The organism is Collinsella sp. SGI.180 (assembly GCF_050313455.1).
GTDB lineage: Bacteria > Actinomycetota > Coriobacteriia > Coriobacteriales > Coriobacteriaceae > Collinsella.
Genome location: NZ_JBNPLL010000009.1, coordinates 24,619 through 46,026, shown reverse-complemented (window position 1 = coordinate 46,026; position 21,408 = coordinate 24,619). Strand labels below are relative to the sequence as shown.

At 59.3% G+C, this 21,408-nt stretch carries 20 protein-coding genes and 2 tRNA genes; 15 read left to right on the top strand and 7 right to left on the bottom strand.

Annotated features, from left to right (window positions below; genetic code table 11):
- The first annotated feature begins 1 nt into the window (after window position 1).
- From ispE to ACQRAP_RS05155, 6 genes are all read left to right on the top strand, one after another.
- Entirely contained in the window at window positions 2-898 is an 897-nt protein-coding gene (ispE, locus tag ACQRAP_RS05180; protein WP_427795078.1) for a 4-(cytidine 5'-diphospho)-2-C-methyl-D-erythritol kinase, read from the top strand.
- A 49-nt stretch (window positions 899-947) separates the two neighbouring features.
- Window positions 948-1,024, top strand: a tRNA-Pro gene (locus ACQRAP_RS05175).
- A 112-nt stretch (window positions 1,025-1,136) separates the two neighbouring features.
- Complete coding sequence (gene tatA, locus ACQRAP_RS05170; protein WP_195838497.1) at window positions 1,137-1,412, top strand: twin-arginine translocase TatA/TatE family subunit; 276 nt, start codon at window positions 1,137-1,139, stop codon at window positions 1,410-1,412.
- 106 nt (window positions 1,413-1,518) lie between these two features.
- Window positions 1,519-1,989 carry a transcription elongation factor GreA gene (greA, locus tag ACQRAP_RS05165; protein ID WP_006234960.1) on the top strand — a complete coding sequence of 157 codons (471 nt, stop codon included), beginning with the start codon at window positions 1,519-1,521 and terminating at the stop codon, window positions 1,987-1,989.
- Window positions 1,990-2,068: 79 nt separating this feature from the next.
- Complete coding sequence (lysS, locus tag ACQRAP_RS05160) at window positions 2,069-4,033, top strand: lysine--tRNA ligase (RefSeq protein ID WP_154514782.1); 1,965 nt, start codon at window positions 2,069-2,071, stop codon at window positions 4,031-4,033.
- A 314-nt stretch (window positions 4,034-4,347) separates the two neighbouring features.
- A complete protein-coding gene (locus ACQRAP_RS05155; RefSeq protein WP_427793588.1) occupies window positions 4,348-5,916 on the top strand; it encodes a threonine/serine ThrE exporter family protein in 1,569 nt (522 codons plus the stop codon).
- A gap of 102 nt (window positions 5,917-6,018) precedes the next feature.
- Here ACQRAP_RS05155 and ACQRAP_RS05150 read toward each other — a convergent pair whose 3' ends face one another.
- Window positions 6,019-6,300, bottom strand: coding sequence for a hypothetical protein (locus ACQRAP_RS05150; RefSeq protein ID WP_427727022.1), 282 nt, complete (start codon window positions 6,298-6,300; stop codon window positions 6,019-6,021).
- A gap of 491 nt (window positions 6,301-6,791) precedes the next feature.
- Between ACQRAP_RS05150 and ACQRAP_RS05145 the strand changes: the two genes are divergently transcribed.
- Together ACQRAP_RS05145 and ACQRAP_RS05140 are read left to right on the top strand one after the other, a co-directional pair.
- Window positions 6,792-9,434, top strand: a complete 2,643-nt coding sequence (locus ACQRAP_RS05145) for an ATP-dependent Clp protease ATP-binding subunit (RefSeq protein ID WP_427795076.1) — start codon at window positions 6,792-6,794, stop codon at window positions 9,432-9,434.
- 323 nt (window positions 9,435-9,757) lie between these two features.
- A complete protein-coding gene (locus tag ACQRAP_RS05140; RefSeq protein WP_427795074.1) occupies window positions 9,758-11,215 on the top strand; it encodes an aminoacyl-histidine dipeptidase in 1,458 nt (485 codons plus the stop codon).
- Window positions 11,216-11,295: 80 nt separating this feature from the next.
- Here the strand turns inward: ACQRAP_RS05140 and ACQRAP_RS05135 are convergent, their stop codons facing one another.
- Window positions 11,296-11,880, bottom strand: coding sequence for a manganese efflux pump MntP family protein (locus tag ACQRAP_RS05135; RefSeq protein ID WP_427795073.1), 585 nt, complete (start codon window positions 11,878-11,880; stop codon window positions 11,296-11,298).
- A 248-nt stretch (window positions 11,881-12,128) separates the two neighbouring features.
- On the opposite strand from ACQRAP_RS05135, the gene disA reads away from it, so the two are divergent.
- The 7 genes from disA (at window position 12,129) to ACQRAP_RS05100 (ending at window position 17,913) form a co-directional block, all read left to right on the top strand.
- A complete protein-coding gene (gene disA / locus ACQRAP_RS05130) occupies window positions 12,129-13,169 on the top strand; it encodes a DNA integrity scanning diadenylate cyclase DisA (protein WP_370450554.1) in 1,041 nt (346 codons plus the stop codon).
- Window positions 13,169-13,897: a 2-C-methyl-D-erythritol 4-phosphate cytidylyltransferase gene (gene ispD / locus ACQRAP_RS05125; protein WP_154514770.1), complete on the top strand. Its 729-nt coding sequence runs from the start codon at window positions 13,169-13,171 to the stop codon at window positions 13,895-13,897. Before disA ends, ispD begins: the two co-directional genes overlap by 1 nt.
- The gene (gene ispF / locus ACQRAP_RS05120; protein ID WP_006234975.1) at window positions 13,887-14,381 is read left to right on the top strand and encodes a 2-C-methyl-D-erythritol 2,4-cyclodiphosphate synthase; all 495 of its coding nucleotides are present in this window, start codon (window positions 13,887-13,889) and stop codon (window positions 14,379-14,381) included. The genes ispD and ispF overlap by 11 nt, the downstream gene beginning before the upstream one ends.
- A gap of 3 nt (window positions 14,382-14,384) precedes the next feature.
- On the top strand, window positions 14,385-15,851 hold the full coding sequence (cysS, locus tag ACQRAP_RS05115; RefSeq protein ID WP_427795072.1) for a cysteine--tRNA ligase: 1,467 nt from the start codon (window positions 14,385-14,387) through the stop codon (window positions 15,849-15,851).
- 166 nt (window positions 15,852-16,017) lie between these two features.
- A complete protein-coding gene (gene rlmB, locus ACQRAP_RS05110) occupies window positions 16,018-16,932 on the top strand; it encodes a 23S rRNA (guanosine(2251)-2'-O)-methyltransferase RlmB (RefSeq protein WP_427795071.1) in 915 nt (304 codons plus the stop codon).
- A gap of 3 nt (window positions 16,933-16,935) precedes the next feature.
- A complete protein-coding gene (locus ACQRAP_RS05105) occupies window positions 16,936-17,613 on the top strand; it encodes an NYN domain-containing protein (RefSeq protein WP_427795070.1) in 678 nt (225 codons plus the stop codon).
- A gap of 225 nt (window positions 17,614-17,838) precedes the next feature.
- Window positions 17,839-17,913: transfer RNA gene (locus ACQRAP_RS05100), tRNA-Thr, on the top strand.
- Window positions 17,914-18,154: 241 nt separating this feature from the next.
- Here the strand turns inward: ACQRAP_RS05100 and ACQRAP_RS05095 are convergent.
- The 5 genes from ACQRAP_RS05095 to ACQRAP_RS05075 form a co-directional block, all read right to left on the bottom strand.
- The gene (locus ACQRAP_RS05095) at window positions 18,155-18,895 is read right to left on the bottom strand and encodes an FxLYD domain-containing protein (protein ID WP_427727034.1); all 741 of its coding nucleotides are present in this window, start codon (window positions 18,893-18,895) and stop codon (window positions 18,155-18,157) included.
- 445 nt (window positions 18,896-19,340) lie between these two features.
- Window positions 19,341-19,907, bottom strand: a complete 567-nt coding sequence (locus tag ACQRAP_RS05090; RefSeq protein ID WP_427747693.1) for a hypothetical protein — start codon at window positions 19,905-19,907, stop codon at window positions 19,341-19,343.
- Window positions 19,908-20,059: 152 nt separating this feature from the next.
- Window positions 20,060-20,332 carry a hypothetical protein gene (locus tag ACQRAP_RS05085; protein ID WP_427727039.1) on the bottom strand — a complete coding sequence of 91 codons (273 nt, stop codon included), beginning with the start codon at window positions 20,330-20,332 and terminating at the stop codon, window positions 20,060-20,062.
- 162 nt (window positions 20,333-20,494) lie between these two features.
- Window positions 20,495-21,121 carry a hypothetical protein gene (locus ACQRAP_RS05080; protein ID WP_427727041.1) on the bottom strand — a complete coding sequence of 209 codons (627 nt, stop codon included), beginning with the start codon at window positions 21,119-21,121 and terminating at the stop codon, window positions 20,495-20,497.
- A 30-nt stretch (window positions 21,122-21,151) separates the two neighbouring features.
- On the bottom strand, window positions 21,152-21,406 hold the full coding sequence (locus tag ACQRAP_RS05075; protein ID WP_427727043.1) for a hypothetical protein: 255 nt from the start codon (window positions 21,404-21,406) through the stop codon (window positions 21,152-21,154).
- Between the last annotated feature and the right edge of the window lie 2 nt (window positions 21,407-21,408).

Below are 21,408 nucleotides of genomic sequence, written 5' to 3'. Positions count from 1 at the left end.
GGTGACCGATCGGTCCCTCATCCTTACTGCGCCGGCAAAGATTAACCTCTACCTGGGGGTTCATACCGAGCGCGATACCCGCGGCTACCACAAAGTCGATTCCCTGATGGCAGCTGTCGGCCTAGCCGATACCGTGACGGTCACGCCGGCGCAGGCGTTGACCGTCCAGACGGTTCCGGCATCAGATTTTCCCATGCAAAAGAATACTGCCTACCGCGCCGCCGTCGCCATGGCCGATCATTTCGGGCGCGAGGCAAACGTGTGCGTGACGATTGAGAAGCGCATCCCGCTGTGCGCCGGCCTGGGCGGCCCCTCGACGGATGCCGCGGCGGTTATCGTTGCCCTGGCTGAGCTGTGGGGCATCGACCGCACTGATCCTGCGCTGGATGAGATTGCGCGTGGCATCGGCGCCGACGTGCCGTTCTTTTTGCATACGAGCCCCGCATTCTACGTGGGTGGGGGAGACGTTCTGGCAACTGAGTACCCCGCGCTTCCTGTGACGCCCGTTGTGCTGGTCAAGCCGCGGGAGGCGAGCGTTTCGACAATTGAGGCCTATCGACGTTTTGACGAGGCCCCGGTGCCCGCGACTGCGCCCGGTGCCATTGCATCGGCTCTTAGCGTGAGTGATGCGAAGATGGCGTATTCGCTCATCCATAACAACTTGGGCGTCATTTCTGCTTTGATGGAGCCGCAGATCCAGGCGGTTCTCGACTGGCTGAGCGAACAGGAGGGAACCGTTGCCGTGGACGTGTGCGGGTCGGGTGCCTGCTCGTTTGCCATTTGCGACACCGCCGCCACGGCCGAAAGGCTTGCCGGGGCTGCCCAGCAAAATGGCTGGTGGTCCTGCGCGACTGAGCTTATTCACAACACGGTTCAAATCGACGCGCCAAAGAAATAAAAATTTCTCTAGCACGCGGCGAAAATCTTTGTTACTATAGTCGAGCTAACGGGTTGTGGCTCAGTTTGGTAGAGCACTGCGTTCGGGACGCAGGGGTCGCTGGTTCAAATCCAGTCAACCCGACCAGAGCATGAGGAGGGACCGCTTCTTGCGGTCCCTTTTTTTAGCTATTGTTGTGATACCGCGATACCCGCGGTATACTCATTCGAGCTTGTCTCGCTGTTTTGTGGAGGTCTACATGTTTGGACTGAGGGCTCCTGAGCTCATCATCATTCTCGTCGTTGTCCTGATTATCTTCGGGCCCAAGAACCTGCCGAAGCTCGGCAAGTCCCTCGGCTCTACCGTCAAGAATATCCGCGAGGGTATGGAGGGCGACGATAAGGACGAGACCAAGCAGGCCGAGGACGTTGTGGTCGAGGAGTCCGAGGAGGACAAGAAGATCGCAGAGCTCGAGGCCCAGCTCGCCGCCGCCAAGAAAAAGAAGGCAGAGGACGGCGACGCGGACGCAGAGTAGTCCCATCCCTTTGGGGTGAGCACCTGACCGGCTTGCCCGCAGGCTAGCCGGTCTTTTTCGTTATGTTGACAGTTGATTGTTACATCATAGTTGGGGAGATATCCGTATGGACGCAAGCCAGATCGTACTGACCGCTGAGGGCCGCCAGAAGCTCGTCGAGGAGCTCGCTTGGCGTGAGGGCGATTACGCCAAGGAGATCGTCGAGGACATCAAGGAAGCCCGCGCGTTTGGCGACCTTTCGGAGAACTCCGAGTACGATGCCGCCAAGGACAAGCAGGCTCAGAATGCTGCTCGCATTGCCGAGATTCAGGCTATTCTCGCCAACGCTCAGGTTGCTGCCACCACGGGCGATCTGACCGTCTCCATCGGTTCCACCGTTTCGCTGATTGATCCCAACGGTGAGGTCATGGAAGTCACGCTCGTCGGTACCACCGAGACCAACTCGCTCGAGCACAAGATCTCCAACGAGTCCCCGGTCGGCCACGCCATCATCGGCCACGGCGAGGGCGACTCCGTCGAGGTCGTTACGCCTTCCGGCAAGACTCGCGTCTACACCATCGCCAAGATCGCACGCTAGACCACGGTCCCGCGTAAAGGTATGTTTTCGCTCCCTGGGACCGAATCCTGGGGAGCGTTTTAGTTTGAGGAGCTAACTTATGGCAGAGAACCAAAACGCCGCCGAGCAGGCATCGACGCTCAACGACGAGCGCGCCACGCGCCTGGCCAAGCGCGCCGCCCTGTTCGAGGCGGGCCAGAACCCCTATCCCGAGCACTCCGAGATCGAGGACTACGTTGCCGACATCGAGGCTAAGTATGCCGATCTTGCCGATGGCGAAGACACCGAGGACGTCGTGAAGATCGGCGGCCGCGTGGTCGCCAAGCGTGGTCAGGGCAAGATCATGTTCATCGTCGTGCGCGACGCAACGGCCGAGATTCAGCTGTTCTGCCGCATCAACGACATGGACGAGGCAGCCTGGAATACGCTCAAGGCCCTCGACCTTGGCGATATCCTGGGTGTGACCGGTGTGGTTGTGCGTACTCAGCGCGGCCAGCTCTCCGTCGCCCCTAAGAGCGCGACCCTGCTCTCCAAGGCCGTTCGCCCGCTGCCCGAGAAGTTCCACGGTCTCTCCGACAAGGAGACCCGCTATCGTCAGCGCTATGTCGACCTGATCGCCAACGACGATGTTCGCGAGACCTTCCGCAAGCGCTCGCAGATCCTCTCCACCTTCCGTCGCTTTATGGAGTCCGACGGCTACATGGAGGTCGAGACCCCCATCCTGCAGACCATTCAGGGTGGCGCTACGGCTAAGCCGTTCATCACGCACTTCAACGCTCTCGATCAGGAGTGCTACCTGCGCATTGCTACCGAGCTGCACCTCAAGCGCTGCATCGTCGGTGGCTTTGAGCGCGTCTTCGAGATCGGTCGTATCTTCCGTAACGAGGGCATGGACCTCACCCACAACCCCGAGTTCACCACGATGGAGGCCTACCGTGCCTTCTCCGATCTCGAGGGCATGAAGGCGCTCGCCCAGGGCGTCATCAAGGCTGCCAACAAGGCCATCGGCAACCCCGAGGTCATCGAGTACCAGGGCCAGACCATCGATCTGTCCGGTGAGTGGGCAAGTCGTCCCATGACTGATATTGTCTCTGACGTGCTCGGCAAGAAGGTCACCATCGACACGCCTGTCGAGGAGCTTGCTGCCGCCGCGCGCGAGAAGGGCCTGGAGATCAAGCCCGAGTGGACTGCCGGCAAGATCATCGCCGAGATTTACGATGAGCTGGGCGAGGACACCATCGTCAACCCGACCTTCGTGTGCGATTACCCCATCGAGGTCAGCCCGCTCGCCAAGCGTTTTGAGGACGATCCGCGTCTGACCCACCGCTTTGAGCTGGTCATCGCCGGCCACGAGTACGCCAACGCATTCTCCGAGCTCAACGACCCGGTCGACCAGGCTGAGCGCTTTGCCGCCCAGATGGCCGAGAAGGCCGGCGGCGACGATGAGGCCATGGAGTACGACGAGGACTACGTGCGCGCCCTCGAGTACGGTATGCCTCCCGCGGGTGGCATTGGCATCGGTATCGACCGCGTGGTCATGCTGCTCACCAACCAGGCTTCCATCCGCGATGTCCTGCTGTTCCCGCACATGAAGCCCGAGAAGGGTTTCCAGTCCGGTGCCGCTGCCGCCAAGGCTGCCGAGGCCGGCAACGCCGCGAGCCCGTTCGTTAAGTCGCTCAAGCCCACGCTCGATTACTCCAAGATCGCCGTTGAGCCGCTGTTTGAGGAGTTCGTCGATTTCGATACCTTCTCCAAGAGCGATTTCCGCGCTGTGAAGGTCAAGGCATGCGAGGCCGTCAAGAAGTCCAAGAAGCTGCTGAACTTTACGCTCGACGACGGTACCGGTGCCGACCGCACCATCCTCTCCGGCATCCACGAATACTATGAGCCCGAGGACCTGGTCGGCAAGACCCTGCTTGCCATCACCAACCTGCCTCCGCGCAAGATGATGGGCATCCCCAGCTGCGGCATGCTCATCAGTGCCATCCACGAGGAGGAGGGCGAGGAGCGCCTCAACCTGATCCAGCTCGACGCCTCCATTCCCGCCGGCGCAAAGATGTACTAATTGGTTCCGCCGTTCTACCGAACGGCGGACCAGCCGACGCTGCGCGCCGCCCAGGGCGACAATTTGTCATTCAAAAGGCAAGGCATGACCAGAAGGTCTATGCCTTGCCTTTTTCATGCCAACTTGTTCGCCCTGGACGTCGCTCGCTGTCGTTGCCAAAACATCGGCGTTGCCGGAGTAGTCGTTGGGGACGTTCTTAAACGACTACCCAACGGCTATTGTGCACATGTCTCGCATGACAGTTGTCTCTTTTATGTTTCCTTTAGCTGTCGCTGTCTAGGATGGGGGTTAGTCGGCAGGAAGGGAGCGCCTATATGGACGATGCGAGCGAGCGCGCAATCGAAGAGGACATGCTCGATCAGTTCAATTACTTTGATGATGAGGACGAGGAGCTGATCGACCGTCGCGAGCCAGCGCCGCTTGATTCCTTTGATCTGGTCGCTGAAGAGGCTGATGAGGTTGAGGACGAATCAACGGAGTCCCCACAGTCTTCGCGCCTTAACTCGCTGCTTTCGAGAGCCCCCATGCACCACGGCGTTCGTGCCGGCGCGCTCCATATGAAAACTGACTGGCACCAGATCGTGACGGCAGGCGATGAACTTGCCGTCGATGCGCCGCTCACCGATAAATCATCCATCGTCTGCCGCACCGGTATGCTTATGCTCGCGAGTGGAACGGGTGCCTGGCGCGTACGCGATACCATGAATCGAGTCGCCGCCGTACTCGGTGTCACCATCCATGTTGACTTAAGTCTCCTGTCGTTTGAGTGTACTTGCATCGAAGATGGCCACTGCTTTAACGAGGTCGTCAGTCTGCCGACAACCGGCGTCAACACCCATCGCATTTGGATGATGGAGAGCTTCCTCAAGGAAATCGAGACCTATGGTCGTCGCTTCACGGTGCACGAGTACCACGAGATGCTCAAGACCGTTGAGAGTTCAAAACCTGATTACGCGCCCTGGCAACAGGGCCTTGCGGCAGCCTGCGCCTGTGGCGCCTTTGTCTTTTTACTTGGTGGCGGTCCCATTGAGATGGCATGCGCGTTCGTGGGCGCGGGTGTCGGCAACTTTGCCCGCTCCCATATTCTCAAGCAAGGCCTTGGTCAGTTCAGCGCTTTGACGCTCGGTGTCGCACTGGCCTGTATCTCATATTTGCTGGCATTGCTCGGCCTCGCCCAGGTTGTTCCGGGTGCAATGTCGCACCAAGAAGGCTATATCGGCGCCATGCTCTTTGTGATTCCTGGCTTTCCGCTCATTACGGCAGGTCTCGACATCGCTAAGCTCGACATGCGAAGCGGTATCGAGCGTCTTTCGTATGCTGTGTCGATTATTGTGATGGCGACCCTCGTAGGTTGGATGGTTGCCGAGTGTGTGGGACTGGCGCCGGACGACTTTGCCCCACTGGGCCTTTCGCCGCTTACCCTTACGCTCCTGCGCGTGGTGATGAGCTTCGTTGGCGTATTCGGCTTCTCGGTGATGTTCAACAGCCCGGTAAAGATGGCCGCGGCAGCTGGGTTGATCGGCGCCGTGTCCAATACCCTGCGTCTGACCCTTGTCGATGCGCCGACGATGATTCCCTTCCTGGGCCTCAGCACGGGAATGCCTCCCGAGGCAGCAGCGTTTATCGGCGCGCTGGTATCGGGTCTGCTGGCAAGTTTGGCCGAAGTCAAGCTCACCTACCCGCGCATCGCCCTCACGGTGCCTTCGATTGTCATTATGGTGCCCGGTCTGTATCTCTATCGCTCTATGTATTACATGTGCACCTTCGACACAGTCAATATGCTCGGCTGGTTTGTGCGCGCAGTGCTCATCGTAGCGTTTCTGCCCGTTGGGCTGGGTGTGGCGCGTACGCTCACCGACCCTCGCTGGCGCTACACCAGCTAATTGGTACAAGGGGGACAGGTTACTTTGCACCAAATGAGTTGCGGTGAAATAGGGACTGAATTGCTGCTTAAAGGGTCAAAACAGTCCGTATTCCACTGCAACTTATGGGGTCGGGGGATTATCGGTGCCCTGCATCTTCATAAACTCAACGCTTACGAAGCGCGCGCCGTTCGTGTTAGGGTAGTTCCACCACATAAGTAGTCGCAGACGCACGTACCACGGGCGGGCGAGATGAAGTCCCAGTAGCTCCATCTCGCCCGCCCGTTTTTGTTGTGCACCGCGGCGTAACACAGAAAGGATTTTGCCCTTTATGCCTATCAATAAACGAGAGAGCTTGCTGTTTACTTTTATCATGTGCTTTTGCATGGTGCTCTGGATGAGCATCTACAACGTTGCCCTGCAGCATGGGGCCATCAACGGCGAGGTCATTGCCGACGCGTGGCTCGGCTTCCCCGTTGCCTATATTTTTGCCATGTGCTGCGACTGGTTTGTTGCCAGTCCCCTTGCCAAGGGTTTCGCTTTTAAATTCCTGGTCACGCCGGGGTTGCTCGCTTTGTCTTCCGACGCGCCTTCCCCATGGGAACCGTCTTTGAAGAGCAGCATATGGAGCTCGTGCGCATGCCGGGCGCTTCCGTTGCCGATGTCGTCGATGACGTTGCCGAGAGCATGGACGCCGAGCCCGCCTGCTAGGCAAGAGCCTCTAATCTAGAGCGCCCGCCGCACCCGGCGATTCCTTTTTTGTAGACGTTGTCGTATGGCTGCACGCGGAAAAGGCCACAGCGGTTAACATATACTCCATATGGGTAAAGAGACCAAAGCGCCGCCACGAGTGGCGCTTTGCGTTTGAAAAACTAGCTCGTCTAAGAGGAACTAGCATGTTGGACCGTTTTACCGATCGCGCGCGCAAGGTCATGTCCATGGCCAAGCAGGAGGCGCTCGATCTTCACTCAAATAAGGTGGGTACCGAGCATCTGCTGCTCGCGCTCGCCAAGGAGGACGAGGGCATTGCCGCCGAGGCACTTCGCTCACTCGATATCTCCTACGATGACATCATGGACACGCTCAAGGAGGTCCAGACCACCGTTCCCGAGCCCAGCGAGGAGACCGAGGCCGCTAAGCTCGCCTTTACGCCGCTCGTCATCAGCGTGATGGAGCGTTCCTTCCGCGTGGCGCGCGAGAACAACCAGACCTATGTGTCGACCGAGCACCTGCTCATCGGTATCGTCGAAGAGGGCAACGGCATGGCCATGGACATTCTCATGCGCCTGGGTGTTTCGTCCGCTTCCATTAAAAAAGCCATCGAGAAGCTTACCGCCAAGGATCAAGACAAGAAGCGCCCGCTCGCCGGTGCCGGTGCCGGGCGTCCCGGTACAGGCCTGCCGTTCTTTAGCGGCTCGGACGCCTCGCAGCAAAAGGGGGGCGGCACCGACACGCTCAAGCAGTTCGCCACCAACCTTACGCAGAAGGCGCGTGACGGCGAGCTCGACCCGGTGATCGGTCGCGAAAAGGAAGTCCAGCGCATGATGGAGATCCTTTCGCGCCGCACCAAGAACAACCCGCTTATCTTGGGTGACCCCGGCGTGGGCAAGACGGCCATCGTCGAGGGCCTAGCGCAGCAGATCGCTGCCGGCAACGTGCCCGAGAACCTTATGAACCAGAACATCTGGACGCTCGACCTGCCGGGTCTTGTCGCGGGCGCCAAGTATCGCGGTGAGTTTGAGGAGCGTCTCAAGAACGTAATCCAGGAGGCAACCGAAGCCGACGACGTCATCCTGTTTATCGACGAGATGCACACCATCATCGGTGCCGGTTCTGCCGAGGGATCCATCGATGCAAGCTCCATGCTCAAGCCCGTGCTCGCGCGCGGCGCTTTCCAGATCATCGGTGCCACTACGGCCGAGGAGTTCCGCAAGTACCTCACCAAGGACCCGGCCTTCGAGCGCCGCTTCCAGACCATCGATGTTGAGGAGCCAAGCGTCGAGGACACGGTCAAGATCCTGACCGCGCTCAAGCCGCGCTACGAGGAGCACCACCACGTGCGCTATACGCAGGGTGCCATCGAGGCCGCCGCGAACCTCTCCAACCGCTACATCCAGGATCGCTTCCTGCCCGATAAGGCCATCGACCTCATCGACGAGGCCGGCGCCCGCGCCCGCATTGCCGCCAACCGTGCGCCTGAGCCGGTGCGCGAGGCCGAGCATCGCGTGGAGGAGCTCAAGGCTGCCGCGCAGGAGGCCACCGAGGGCGACGACATGAACAAGGCCGCCGAGATTACCGAGCAGCAGAAGGCTGCCGAGATTGAGCTCGCCGAGGCCAAGGCAGCTTGGACGGCCGAGCTCGACGCCAGCCCGCTCACCATCGATGTCGCCCAGGTTGCCGACATCGTGTCCGTGACCTCGGGCGTGCCGGTGTCTTCGCTCACCGAGAGCGAAAGCCGTCGTCTGTTGCAGACCGAAAGCGTGCTCAAGACCCGCATTATCGGCCAGGATGAAGCTGTCGAGGCCGTGGCCAAGGCAGTGCGCCGCAGCCGCTCGCCGCTCAAGGACCCGCGTCGTCCCGGCGGCAGCTTCATCTTCTTGGGTCCTACCGGCACAGGCAAGACCGAGCTCGCCAAGACGCTCGCCGAGTACCTCTTTGGCAGCAAGGACGCGCTCATCAGCTTCGACATGTCGGAGTTTGGCAGCGAGTTCGAGGTCTCCAAGCTTATCGGTAGCCCCCCGGGCTACGTGGGCCACGACGAGGGCGGTCAGCTCACCAAGGCCGTTCGCCGTCACCCGTACTCGGTCGTGCTGTTCGACGAGATCGAGAAGGCGCACCCCGATATCTTCAACATCTTGCTGCAGGTGCTTGAGGAGGGTCGCCTGACCGATAGCCAGGGCAAGACGGTCGATTTCCGCAACACCGTGATCATCATGACGTCCAACGTGGGCGCCCGCGAGATTGCGCAGGATGCGAGCGTTGGCTTTGGCACCACCGGTGAGCAGGGTCTTACCTCGAGCGAGATTAAGGGCCGTGCGATGGGCGAACTCAAGCGCCTGTTCCGCCCCGAGCTGCTCAACCGTATCGATGACATCGTGGTGTTTCAGAAGCTTTCGGGCGAGAACTTGACCAAGATCGCTCACCTGCTGGTGGACGACCTGCGCCAGCGCCTGATTGCCAACGGCATGAACATCAAACTCACCGATGCGGCCTACGACAAGATCGTAGCCGAGGGTACCGACCTCACCAACGGCGCACGTCCGCTGCGCCGCGCCATCCAAAAGCTCATCGAGGATCCGCTGTCCGAGGAGCTGCTGGCCGGCGAGTGGGGTAGTGGCGATACCGTCATGTGCGACGTGGCCGACGGCAAGTTCGTCTTTAGCCACGGTACGGGCGAGATCCCAGCGCCGCGTCCGGCAGGTGCGCTTGGGGGCGATACCGCTCCGGAAGCGCCGCACACCGGAAACGCCGCGCCTGTGAGCAGTGGCGTAAGCTCGGTCCCCGGCGGCATGATGCAAGCCGGTTCCGGCGCGCTGTAGGGCGTAACAAAACCTTGTGTCCACGAGGGCGTTCCAAAGGAGCGCCCTTTTTTTGTTGGAAAGGCCCCTCGTTCAAAGTAAATCTCATTAAACATACCAACGGTGTATGCATAAGCGTTGATCAAGCGTTGAGGTTGGTTGAAGGGTCCAACGTCCCTTCGGCGCGGTCCGTCTACCTGCTTTATCTTAATAAAGTGGCGTTTCTCCGCCGTTAGCCGATGATGCGAGAGCGCTCGGCGTTTTCGACTGGTTTATGCAAACGAAGTCTGGGAATATACAAGGCGCATGTCATATTGTCTAACCAGTTGCGCCAAGGAGGCACCATGGACTACAAGATCACCGGCTATGAGCCCGCCCAGCTGTTCCATTTCTTTGAGGAGGTCAGCGCGATCCCCCGTGGGTCTGGCAACGAGAAGGGCATCAGCGATTTCCTGGTTGCGTTTGCCAAGGAGCGCGGCCTCGATGTGTACCAGGACGAGGTCTACAACGTCATCATTCGCAAGCCCGCATCTGCCGGTGCCGAGAATGCCCCGACCGTAATGCTGCAGGGCCACATCGATATGGTGTGCGACAAATTGGGCTCCGTTGAGCACGACTTTACGACCGATGGTATCGACCTGCTCGTCAAGGACGGCGTTCTCACCGCTAACGGCACCACGCTGGGCGCCGACAACGGTATCGCCGTTGCTCTGATGCTCACTGTTCTCGATGACGATTCGATCGTTCACCCCGCCCTCGAGTGCGTATTCACCACCGACGAGGAGACTGGCCTGGTCGGCGCCGAGACGCTCGACAAGTCCCAGATTAGCGCCCGCACCATGATCAACCTTGACTCCGAGGAAGAGGGCGTTGCCACCGTCAGCTGCGCCGGCGGCGTCGTCGTTACCTACACTTGCCCGATCGCGCGCGAGCACAAGACCGGTAGCACCCTCACGTTCGACATCTCCGGCCTGCTGGGCGGTCACTCCGGCAGCGATATCCACCTGGAGCGCGGCAACGGCAACCTCATCATGGCCCGCATCATCGACCGCCTGATGGTTGCCGGCGAGCCCGCCATCGTTAGCTTTAACGGCGGCACCAAGGACAACGCCATCAACCGTGAGTGCAAGGCTGTTCTGGTCTACGCCGACCACGCTGCCGCCGAGGCCGCGGCCCAGATCGCAAAGGGCATTATCGCCGACGTCACTGCCGAGCTCGAGGTCTTCGACCCCGGCTTTACCTGCACTGTCGAGATTGCCGACGACGCCGAGGTCGAGGCCATGGACGAGAAGTCCGCGCTTGCCCTCATCCGCGCCCTGCGTCTTGCCCCCAACGGCGTGATCCGCCGCAACGTCGCTACCGACGGCTCCGTCGAGGTTTCCTCCAACATCGGTGTGGTTGCCACTTCTGACGACGAGGTCAAGATCATGCTGTCCCCGCGTTCCTCGATCACCTCGCTGCAGAACGAGTTCAAGGACCGCCTGCAGACGCTGGCCGATGTCCTGGGCTTCGACGCCAAGTTTGAGTTCGAGTATCCCGGCTGGAGCTATGCCGAGCATTCGCCGGTCCGCGACGTCTTTGTCGAGAGCTATCGCGAGCTCTTTGGCTCCGAGCTGCGCATCGAGTCCATTCACGCCGGCCTTGAGTGCGGCCTGTTTGCCGAGGCCCTGCACGGCCTGGACGCCATCGCCGTGGGCCCGACGCTCTCCGATGTCCACACCCCGGACGAGAACATGGAGCTCGCTTCTGCCGAGCGCTTCTACGAGCTGCTCATCGACGTCCTCAAGCGCCTTGCCGCGTAAAGGTCGCCTTGGTTAAGCCGCTCTAAAACGGCTGGCTATGAAAACGGCCGCCTGGCGTAATGCCGGGCGGCCGTTATTCGTTACAGTGCGAGGATCCCAAGGTGCTCAAGCAGGATCTTAAGCCCGATGAGGACGAGTACGACGCCACCCACGATGGTGGCGGGTTTTTCGTAGCGCGCGCCAAAGGTGTGGCCGATCGCTACGCCGGCGACGGAGAAGATAAACGTTGTGACGCCGATAAGTGATACAGAGGGCACGATATCGACCGAGAGCGCGGCAAACGAGATGCCCACGGCGAGCGCGTCAATCGAGGTGGCGATGGCAAGGATTAGGTAATCGCCCAGGTCGATCTTTTCGGCATCCTTGCCGTCGCCTTCGTCCTCATCCTCGTCTTCGGTAAAGGTTTCCCACAGCATCTTGCCGCCGATAAAGGCCAAAAGGATAAAGGCGATCCAATGGTCGATGGGACCGATGATGCCCATGAACTGGCTGCCGAGTGCCCAACCGATTACGGGCATGCCGGCCTGAAAGCCGCCAAAGAACAGGCCGAGCACAACGGCGACTTTAAGGTTGATCTTTTTCATGCCGAGACCCTTGCAGATAGAAACGGCAAAGGCGTCCATCGAAAGGCCAACGGCGAGCAACACGAGCTCTGCGAGTCCCATAGTCTGGCCCCCTCTCTGCGGGCGAACCCGATTACACGACCACTCCCTCATTTATATGAGACCCGATGCTACCACATGAGCAGCCAAAAGAGCCCCGTCCCAAATGAGCTACCTAAGCGGTGTTCGCTCATTCTGTAAGCATCGGAATTTGCGGGCGTCACAGGGGCAAACCGTGAGAAACTTATTGACGTTTATGGAGCGTATACGATGGGAGCGATGCCTTGGATAAGAACGAGCTGCAAAAGCGTATGGAACAGGCCATCCGCCTGACGGCACCTGGTCAGCCGATCCGCACCGCCCTTGACATGATCATCGCCGGTCACCTGGGCGCCCTTATCTGCGTCGGCGACACCGAAAACGTGCTCGCTGCCGGTAACGACGGCTTCCCGCTCAACATTTCGTTTACCTCGAACCGCCTGTTCGAGCTTTCCAAGATGGACGGCGCCATCGTCATCGACGGCGACCTTACCCAGATCCTGCGCGCCAATTTCCACCTCAATCCCGACCCCTCGCTCGCCACGAGCGAGACGGGCATGCGTCACCGTACTGCCGCTCGCATGTCGGTGCTCACCGACGCCATCGTGATCTCGGTCTCGGCCCGTCGTGCCGTCGTCAACGTGTATGTGCACGGCAAGAGCTATGAGATTCAGCCCGTCACCACCATCATGAGCTCGGTCAACCAGCTCGTCGCTACGCTTCAGACCACCCGTCAGTCGCTCGACCGCTCCCTGCTGCGTCTGACGGCCCTCGAGCTGGACGACTACGTCACGCTCGCCGACATCACCGGCATTTTCTCGAGTTTCGAGATCATGCAGCAGGCAAAGACCGAGCTTAAGGATTGCATTGTCAAGCTGGGCAACCAGGGCAAGCTCGTGCAGATGCAGCTCGAGCAGCTCGCCGGCTCCAGCATGGATACCGAGTACGACTTGATGATTCGCGACTACGCAAGCGATTCCTCCGAGGCAAACGCCGAGAAGATCCGTGCCGAGCTTAGCCGCATGACGCCCAAGGACTTGTCCGATCCGCAGCATGTGGCGGCGGTTCTGGGCTACGACGACTTGGACGAGGACTCCGTCATGACGCCGCTGGGCCTGCGCACGCTTTCGCGCGTGTCCGTCGTGCGCGACGGCGTGGCCGAGAAGATCGTCGACGAGTATGGCTCGCTGCAGGAGCTCATGGACGACATCAGCAAGGATCCGGAGCGCCTGGGCGACTTTGGCGTTAACAACCCTGCCATTCTTGCGGACTCCCTGTACCGCATGAAGGGCACCAAACAGGGGAACGCATAATGGCGCCCGTATGCGCCGTGGTCGTTGCCGGTGGCAGCGGCCAGCGCTTTGGTAATCCCGGTGGCAAGCAGCTCGTCAATGTAGCGGGCCGTCCGCTTATGAGCTGGTCCATCCGCGCGTTTGACCGTAGCGATAAGGTCGGCCATATCGTCGTGGTTTGCCCTGCCGAGCGTCGTGCCGAGATGCGCCGCCTGGCCATCAGCCCGTATTCGTATAACACGCCCATCAGCTTCGCCGATGCCGGCGATACTCGCCAGGACTCCACTCGTGCCGGCGTGCATGCGGTGCCGGCAGGCTTTGAATACGTCGCCATTCACGACGGCGCTCGTCCGCTCATTACTACCGAGGCCATCGATCACGCTATCGACGTGCTCGTGAGTGACCGCTCGCTCGACGGTGTCGTGTGTGGCCAGCCCGCGATCGACACGCTCAAGATCGTCGATGGGGACAACATCGTCGAGACGCCGCCACGCGAACTCTATTGGGCCGCGCAGACGCCGCAGATCTTTAGTGTCGACGCCATGAAACGCGCCCATGCCGCGGCGATTGCCGAGGGCTTTATCGGTACGGACGATTCGTCACTGGTCGAGCGCATGGGTGGGCGCGTCCGCTGCGTCCAGAGCCCGCGCGACAACCTTAAGGTGACGGTGCCCGAGGACTTGCGTCCCGTAACCGCGATTTTGCTCGGGCGGATGGCCGAGAGAGAGGACCTTCCCCATGTTCAGTAACCTGCGCATTGGCCACGGCTACGACGTCCACCGTTTGGTGGAGGGGCGTCGATGTATCATCGGCGGGGTCGACATTCCCTACGAGCGCGGCCTGCTGGGCCACTCGGATGCCGATGTGCTCGCGCACGCGCTGGCCGACGCTATTCTGGGCGCCTGCCGCGGGGGAGACATTGGCAAGCTGTTCCCCGACACCGACCCCGCCTACGAGGGTGCCGACTCGATGGTGTTACTTGCCCGCGTAATGGACTATGCGCGCGAGCTGGGCTTTGAGTTTGTCGATGCCGACTGCACCATTGCCTGCCAGCAGCCTAAGATCACCCCGCACCGCGATGCCATGCGTGCCAACTTGGCCCATGCCCTGGGCGTTGACGTCGAAAACGTGGGCGTCGCCGCCACCACGACCGAAAAGCTCGGTTGGGAAGGTCAAGGCGAGGGAATTGGCGCCTGGGCCGTCTGCCTGCTACAGAAAACCGTTAAGGAGTAACGAATGCGTATCTACAACAGCGCTACCCATAAAAAGGAAGAGTTCCAGCCCATCGAGCCCGGCAAGGTCCGCATGTACGTGTGCGGCCCCACGGTTTACGACAACATCCACATCGGCAACGCCCGCACGTTCATCAGCTTCGATGTGATTCGACGCTGGCTCATCGCGAGCGGCTACGAGGTCACGTTCGCCCAGAACCTTACCGATGTCGACGACAAGATCATCAATCGTGCCAACGAGCAGGGCCGTACGGCCGCCGAGGTCGCGACGGAGTTCTCGGATAAGTTTATTGGCGTCATGCGCGCTGCCAACGTGCTCGATCCCGATGTGCGCCCCCGCGCCACCAAGGAGATCGGCCCCATGATTGCCATGATCAAGGCGCTCATCGAGCAGGGCCACGCTTACGCCGCCGATAACGGCGACGTGTACTTTTCCGTGCGCAGCGATCCCAACTACGGTCAGGTCTCGGGCCGCAACATCGACGACCTTATGGTGGGTGCGCGCATCGAGGAGAACGAGGACAAGAACGACCCGCTCGACTTTGCGCTGTGGAAGGCCGCCAAGCCCGGCGAGCCCAGCTGGCCGAGCCCCTGGGGCGAGGGCCGTCCTGGTTGGCACACCGAGTGCGCCGCCATGGTGCACCGCTACCTGGGTACCCCGATCGACATTCACGGCGGTGGCTCCGACCTTGCCTTCCCGCATCACGAGAACGAGTGCGCCCAGGCTGCCTGCGCCTGGCACCAGGGCTTCTCCAACACCTGGATGCACACGGGCATGCTGCTGGTCGACGGCGAGAAGATGTCCAAGTCGCTTGGTAACTTCTTTACGCTGGCCGAGGTGCTCGAACAGCACTCCGCTGCCGCCCTGCGCCTGCTGATGCTGCAGACGAGCTATCGCTCGCCGCTCGACTTTTCCTGGGAGCGCCTGGAGGGTGCCGAGAATTCGCTCACGCGTATCGCCGGTACGGTCGAGAACCTGCGCTGGGCCGCGAACCATGCGACGGCCGATGCCGATGAGGCAGCATCTGAGGCGTTTGCCGCCAAGGCTGCCGAGACCCGTGCCGCCTTTAAGGAGTGCATGGACGACGACTTTAACACCGCCGGTGCCATGGGCGCCGTCTTTGGTTTTGTCACCGAGTGCAATCAGTATCTGGAGCAGGCGGGCGACGCTGCCGACAAGGCCGCGGCTCTTGCTGCCGCCGATACGCTGGTCGAGCTGCTCGATACGTTTGGCGTTGAGCTTCCCGAGCCCAAGGTCGAGCTGCCGCTGGGTCTTTTGGGCGTTGCCGCCGGCTTGGTCGCCTACACTGGTGACGACGTGGACGAGGCCGCTGCCAAGATTCTCGAGGCTCGCGCCGAGGCCCGTGCCGCCAAGAACTGGGACTTGGCAGACGCCATCCGCGATCAACTCAAGGACCTGGGCCTGACGATTGAAGATACCGCCGCCGGCACCCGTATCAAATCCCTCTAACCCCCGCGGGTTTCCCAAGCACCCGACCGCCCGAGCCACGGCACCTTGCCTTTCAATCGTCGGGCATGGCCCCAAGGTCTTGCCCTCCTCTTTCAAGGCAATCTGCCGCACCTCGGGCGGTCGGTCTATTTGTTTCGTTTGATAGTTGTATTTAGGAGGCCGTCCTATGGCCGACAATCGCAAGCGTGCGCCTCGTGGCGGCAAGCAGGCCGCTTCTGGCTCGCGTTCGATTCGCCGAAATGACCGTGCTGCCGCTTCCAAGGGCCAGCGCGATCGCACCCAAGCTGCGCGTCCGCAGCGCGATCGCAACCGCGACGCTGTCCAGGCTCCCAAGGGCGAGTTTATCGAAGGCCGTCGTGCTGCCGTCGAGGCGCTGCGCACCGGTTTTCCCATCAAGTGCGCGCTCATTGCCGAGGGCGGGGAGCGCGATGCCGCCTTGTCTCGTCTGGTCGATGACCTCAACGCCGCGGGTGTCCGCATTAAGTATGTGCCGCGCGCGCAGCTCGATGCGCTGTCGAGCCACGGCGCTCACCAGGGTATTGCGCTCGAGGTGGGCAACTTCCCTTATGCGGATGTCGCCGATATCCTCGACCGTGCAGGCGAGGGTCCGGCACTTGTCGTGGTGCTCGACCACGTGACCGACGACGGTAACTTTGGCGCTATCGTGCGCTCCGCCGAGGTCGTGGGCGCGGCGGGCGTCATTATTGCCAACAAGCGCGCTGCCGGCGTGACCGTGGGCAGCTACAAGACCTCAGCCGGCGCCGTCATGCATCTGCCTATCGCGCAGGTCCCCAATATCGCTCGTGCGCTCGACGATCTTAAGGCCGCTGGCTTTTGGGTGGGCGGTGCCTCCGAGCACGCCGAGGGCAGTTGCTGGGATGCTCCCTTCGAGGGCCGCGTGGCGCTTGTCATGGGCTCCGAGGGCGACGGCATCTCGCGCCTGGTGCTCGAGAAATGCGACTTTTTGACCAAGCTTCCTCAGCGTGGCATGACCGAGAGCCTCAACGTTGCCCAGGCAACGACGGCGCTGTGCTTTGAGTGGCTACGTCGCAACGCCGGCGAGCTCATGGGGGAGGAGTAGCGCATGTCCAAGAAGAACCGCGCCAAGTCTAAGGCCAAGCGCTTTGGCGAAGGCTCGGCCAAGCCGATTGTCTCGGCCGCGACCTATGGCGTGGGCGGCAATGCGTTTGCGCAGGTTATCGCCGACCCGGTCTCCACGGTGCACTCCAATAAGCCCGAGCTGTTGGTGGTCGACGGCTACAATGTGATCCACTGCACGCCGCGCTACGAAAAGCTCGTGTACGACCATTCCGACGATCCGTATTCCAGCGACGTTCACGATATGGCGCGCACCGCCCTTATCAACGACGTCGCCGCCTTTGCCCAGGGCCGCTACGAGGCCGTAATCGTGTTTGACGGCGCTGGCAATATCTCCAGCGAGCGCCCCAACCTGCCGGCCCGCGGCGTGCGCATCGAGTTTTCGCCGACGGGCGTATCGGCCGATACCGTGGTACAAAAGCTCTGCATCGAGGCGCGCGAGGAAGGCCGCGCGTGCTCCGTGGTGTCGAGCGACGGCACAATTCAAGCCGTCGTCATGGGCAAGGGCGTTACGCGCATCTCGAGCCGCATGCTGGTGGACGAGATCAAACAGATCGATAACGACGTCCGCGAGGCAGAGGAAGCTCCGCAGATCAAGATGACTCTGGGCAGTCGCCTGAGCCCCGAGGCATTGGCCAAGCTCAAGGCCCTTCGCGGGAGGTAGGTAAACCTTCTATGGGGAGCTGCTTTCTCGATTGATCAACCAACTGGTTTGAAATCAATGGGTTGCGGCTTGGCATCGCCAAAACGAATAGTTTTTGGTTCTGGCGAACAGATAAAACTATTCGTTCTGACGAATAGTTTTGAGATGTGGTCGGTCAAAGGGCCTGTTGCGCCTTGTCCGCAATTCCTTTATTCTTAATTGGCTTCGCGCGAAAGCGCCAAGTGTGCCAGTGTGGCGCAACGGTAGCGCAACTGATTTGTAATCAGTGGGTTGCGGGTTCGATTCCTGTCACTGGCTCCATGAGAGTTTCGGGCTCTGTTCCCCTGTGGGACAGGGTCCGTTTCTATTTATGGCGATTAGCGTCGGGCTGGGAGCCTGCCAGCTTTCCAGTTGTCTTAATCTGTAACAAGCGGAAGCAAAATATCGGTCTTGAAAAAAGTTCCGCCCAAATGCGAACGGCCCTCAAATTCTTATAAATGAGAAATGGAGGGCGTGCGCATTTGGGCGGTACAGGGTGACCTTAATTAAGTTGGCTGAAATTCTATTCAGCCTCGTAATAAGTAGGCTCAACCTTTACGGTCTGCGCGCTGACGGTGCCGTAGGCTTCGAAGCGAACCTTCTCGCCCGGTGCCCAGCTGTTGACGTCGGTGTAAGCCTCGCCCTGCCTTACGCCATCGGCGTCATACAGTCCAAGGGTGATGGTGACGTTCGAGTAGGTGTACTGCGTAGTATTTTCAACGACGGCTGAATACGTGTAGCTGCCATAGCCGTCATCAGCGCAATCCCACGGGACATTGTTGAAGTTATTGGCTAGGCCCTCGTCCTGCTCGTTTTTCTTAGTGGCAGCGGTGCCGTTGGCAACGATGTCGTCAAAATCATCCTTGTACTTATCCGAAACAGTCAGATCGTATTTTTCGACAAGAACCTTCAGCGCAGAGGAGCGCTTGTCATAGGCGTCCGACCATTCCGTGTAGAACGAATCGCTCGAGGGGGAGTTGTTCTCTACCACATCCAATTGACCCTGGAGGGAGTTGATGTAGGAGAGGACGTCCTCCTGCATTTGGGAGTCCTTGAACTTTGCGTCTTTGAGCTCCTTGTCGATATCGAGCTCTGTGTTGATGAACTTCTTGTATGCTTTGCTGGTTCCGGTGTCTTCGCCATTTTGCTCCATCTCGCTTATGGCGTCCTGGCGAGCTTCATAGCCCTTGGCGATCGTCTCCATGGCGGTGTCATCAACATACTGAGGCTCCTCGCTCTTGTTGTTCGAGGAACATGCAGCCAAGCCGATCATGACGACCAGGCATGCAAATAGTACGGTAAGGCGTTATTTCATATCGCATCCTTTCCCTTATTCCGACACGTCATAGGCTACCACCCCTTGTCATTAAAACACTGTTATAAGGGAGCTTTTCGGTAAATGGGAGCGAATCGTTTTCAATTTGTTGAGCAACAAAAAGTATTTTGTGACCGTCCGCGATGATGATCCTAAGTAAGCCGAAAGTGCCTCCCCGCCTTTGGTCTTGAATCTAGCTGGGGCTTCGAAGTCGCCGGTTTTAACGTACTGGAACTTTGGCATAGCCGCTCCTGTCTACCGTGTTTGCATCTATTTTACTGAGGCAGACGAACTCGAGGCTGCGACAAAGGTGCGAGTTGGGGGGCGGGAGCGATAAAAGAAAGACCGCCTGAGGCTGCATTGCCTGGGCGGTCTTCTGATCTTGAGTCGTTCTCTACTGGAGGTTCATTGCTTCGGAGATAACTTCCTCGCGCGATGCGACTGTTTTAATGTCGCTTGTATCGAACTTGAAATCATACGAGACGTTACTGACTTTCGCTTTTTCGCACTTCTCGATGTCAGATTTGGCTACCGAGGAGAAGCTCATTACCATGTGGTATTTATCACCGGACCCCGCAACAAGAGTATCCATGCCGCTCCAACAGCCATAGCCGGTCCCTGCGAACAGCTCATCGTACTGCCCCTTGTTCAGGTAGTAGTCGTCGGTATAGGAGTTCTTGTCGTCAAACTGTATTTCAGGCCCACACGTCCCGGCCGCGCCGCCCTTTGCCGCGTTTTCGTAATAAACGCCATTCAGGTTCTCGTCTTCGTCGGCGTCAACGGTCGAGAGCACCCATAACTCAACCGTCGAGTTTTCCGCATTCTCTACGGCGTACGCGCCCTTAAACATCACGTGGTTCTTAGCGTTGTAATCTTCGTTCGAGACGTTGCCACAGCCTGCCATGGAAAGCGAAACGGCGCCCATCAATGCGAGAAAGCCCCTTCTGGGCAGTTGATTCATCGTCGGCCTTTCTTATTGCACACTAAACAGCTCCTTTACTGTAATACGGACGTTCATTCGATTTGTTGAGCAACAAATACGAGCGGTGCATTATTTGGGGTCAAACGGAGTGGCTTTTGTGCGAGTTGAGGGGGCGGGTGCGGGGGTGATGCCTAGGTGTTTCCGTGATTTGACTTGTCTTCGAACGGTCTGCTCGCCCGCATAATATCGAACCACTCTTGCGACAGTTGCGGGACAATCCGCGCCCGTCCTTTCTCTTCTACGACAAAGGGTATGCCCCCGATGGCAGGAGGCTCCTGCCCGTCGGCTAGCGTCGGACCGAGCAGATATGCGGTTCCGCCTTTGAAGGGGCAGGCGTTGGTGACCTTGACGTTCCATGCTCGATATTTGTATTTGACCCAGGCGATGGCAATCTGTGCCCTCACGTTCCGCGACCCCCTCAGATTGCTGCATTCATTACCTATTTCCATTCGATCTTAGGACTCATGCCGCTGGGCGACGCAAGGCCTGAAGCCGATTCGATCTTAACGTCTCTTTGTGACCTCCTTCGACCATAAACGGTAGTTAAACGCTGGTCGGAGGAGGTTTTAGAGGTTCGAAAAGAAGTTCTCAAAAGCTCCTGCAAAAAGCTCGAGTGCGGCTGCAATGATTTCCGTCATAAGATTGAAAACCTTGAGTGCTAGATCTGGGCGATTAACGAACAAAATTATTGCAAGCATTAAGGCGGCGAACGCGAGCAGAGGGAGCAGGCATCCCGTAAAGCAGTCTTCATTTTCTGACTTCTTACGACGGTTTCCCGGTTTCTCTTTACGGCTCTCTGGCTTCCTCTGGCGGCTTTCCTCGGCGCGTTGTTTTTCAAGCTTTGACTCGGCAATATTGCAAGTAAGTTCTGCAACATTTGAAAGAAGCTTTGTTGCTTCTGTAGCGACTCCGAGAACTGCCAATAGCGGGCTGTCGGTATCTGCGAGGACATAAGGCTCTTCATCAGTCATGTTGGGCATGCCGCATTCGCTACAGGTATGGAGTGGTTGCCAGTCCTCGTAATCATTTTGACCATTTAGGACGGCGTCGCAGCATTCGCAGCGCTTGATGTCCGTTGTGGGGTCGTAGATGAACTCTCCGCATGCGTCGCATACATAGCTATCGTTGTCCGCAGTGAACAGGGGCTGCTCCTTTAGGTCAGCATTGCAGTGGGGACAGTGATATGAGCTCACGGAGACTCCTCCTCTTATGGGGTAAAGGCGTTATTCAATATAGCCGTTATGAGGGGTAGTGTCCGCAGTGGCTAGGTGAGTGGCTAGGCGGTGGGCGTAGTGGGCGCCGTGGTCGGTGGCGGCGTGTTCGATGATGTGGGTCGCGCGGGTGTTGGGGTTGTAGGCGACGATGCCCGCGTGGTGGCGATCGCCTTCGGGGTGGTAGGCGTAGAGCAGATCCTCGGCAGATTCATTCAATAGCTCAAACGTAAGGCCAACCCAATAACAGGTTGCACTGTCGTTCATCC

What these genes read in the sequence shown, in the direction of transcription:
- tatA (WP_195838497.1), top strand. Translation starts at nt 1,137, where the DNA reads ATGTTTGGACTGAGGGCTCCTGAGCTCATCATCATTCTCGTCGTTGTC.
- greA (WP_006234960.1), top strand. Translation starts at nt 1,519, where the DNA reads ATGGACGCAAGCCAGATCGTACTGACCGCTGAGGGCCGCCAGAAGCTC.
- lysS (WP_154514782.1), top strand. Translation starts at nt 2,069, where the DNA reads ATGGCAGAGAACCAAAACGCCGCCGAGCAGGCATCGACGCTCAACGAC.
- ACQRAP_RS05155 (WP_427793588.1), top strand. Translation starts at nt 4,348, where the DNA reads ATGGACGATGCGAGCGAGCGCGCAATCGAAGAGGACATGCTCGATCAG.
- ACQRAP_RS05150 (WP_427727022.1), bottom strand. Translation starts at nt 6,300, where the DNA reads ATGCTCATCCAGAGCACCATGCAAAAGCACATGATAAAAGTAAACAGC.
- ACQRAP_RS05145 (WP_427795076.1), top strand. Translation starts at nt 6,792, where the DNA reads ATGTTGGACCGTTTTACCGATCGCGCGCGCAAGGTCATGTCCATGGCC.
- ACQRAP_RS05140 (WP_427795074.1), top strand. Translation starts at nt 9,758, where the DNA reads ATGGACTACAAGATCACCGGCTATGAGCCCGCCCAGCTGTTCCATTTC.
- ACQRAP_RS05135 (WP_427795073.1), bottom strand. Translation starts at nt 11,880, where the DNA reads ATGGGACTCGCAGAGCTCGTGTTGCTCGCCGTTGGCCTTTCGATGGAC.
- disA (WP_370450554.1), top strand. Translation starts at nt 12,129, where the DNA reads ATGGAACAGGCCATCCGCCTGACGGCACCTGGTCAGCCGATCCGCACC.
- ispD (WP_154514770.1), top strand. Translation starts at nt 13,169, where the DNA reads ATGGCGCCCGTATGCGCCGTGGTCGTTGCCGGTGGCAGCGGCCAGCGC.
- ispF (WP_006234975.1), top strand. Translation starts at nt 13,887, where the DNA reads ATGTTCAGTAACCTGCGCATTGGCCACGGCTACGACGTCCACCGTTTG.
- cysS (WP_427795072.1), top strand. Translation starts at nt 14,385, where the DNA reads ATGCGTATCTACAACAGCGCTACCCATAAAAAGGAAGAGTTCCAGCCC.
- rlmB (WP_427795071.1), top strand. Translation starts at nt 16,018, where the DNA reads ATGGCCGACAATCGCAAGCGTGCGCCTCGTGGCGGCAAGCAGGCCGCT.
- ACQRAP_RS05105 (WP_427795070.1), top strand. Translation starts at nt 16,936, where the DNA reads ATGTCCAAGAAGAACCGCGCCAAGTCTAAGGCCAAGCGCTTTGGCGAA.
- ACQRAP_RS05090 (WP_427747693.1), bottom strand. Translation starts at nt 19,907, where the DNA reads ATGAATCAACTGCCCAGAAGGGGCTTTCTCGCATTGATGGGCGCCGTT.
- ACQRAP_RS05075 (WP_427727043.1), bottom strand. Translation starts at nt 21,406, where the DNA reads ATGAACGACAGTGCAACCTGTTATTGGGTTGGCCTTACGTTTGAGCTA.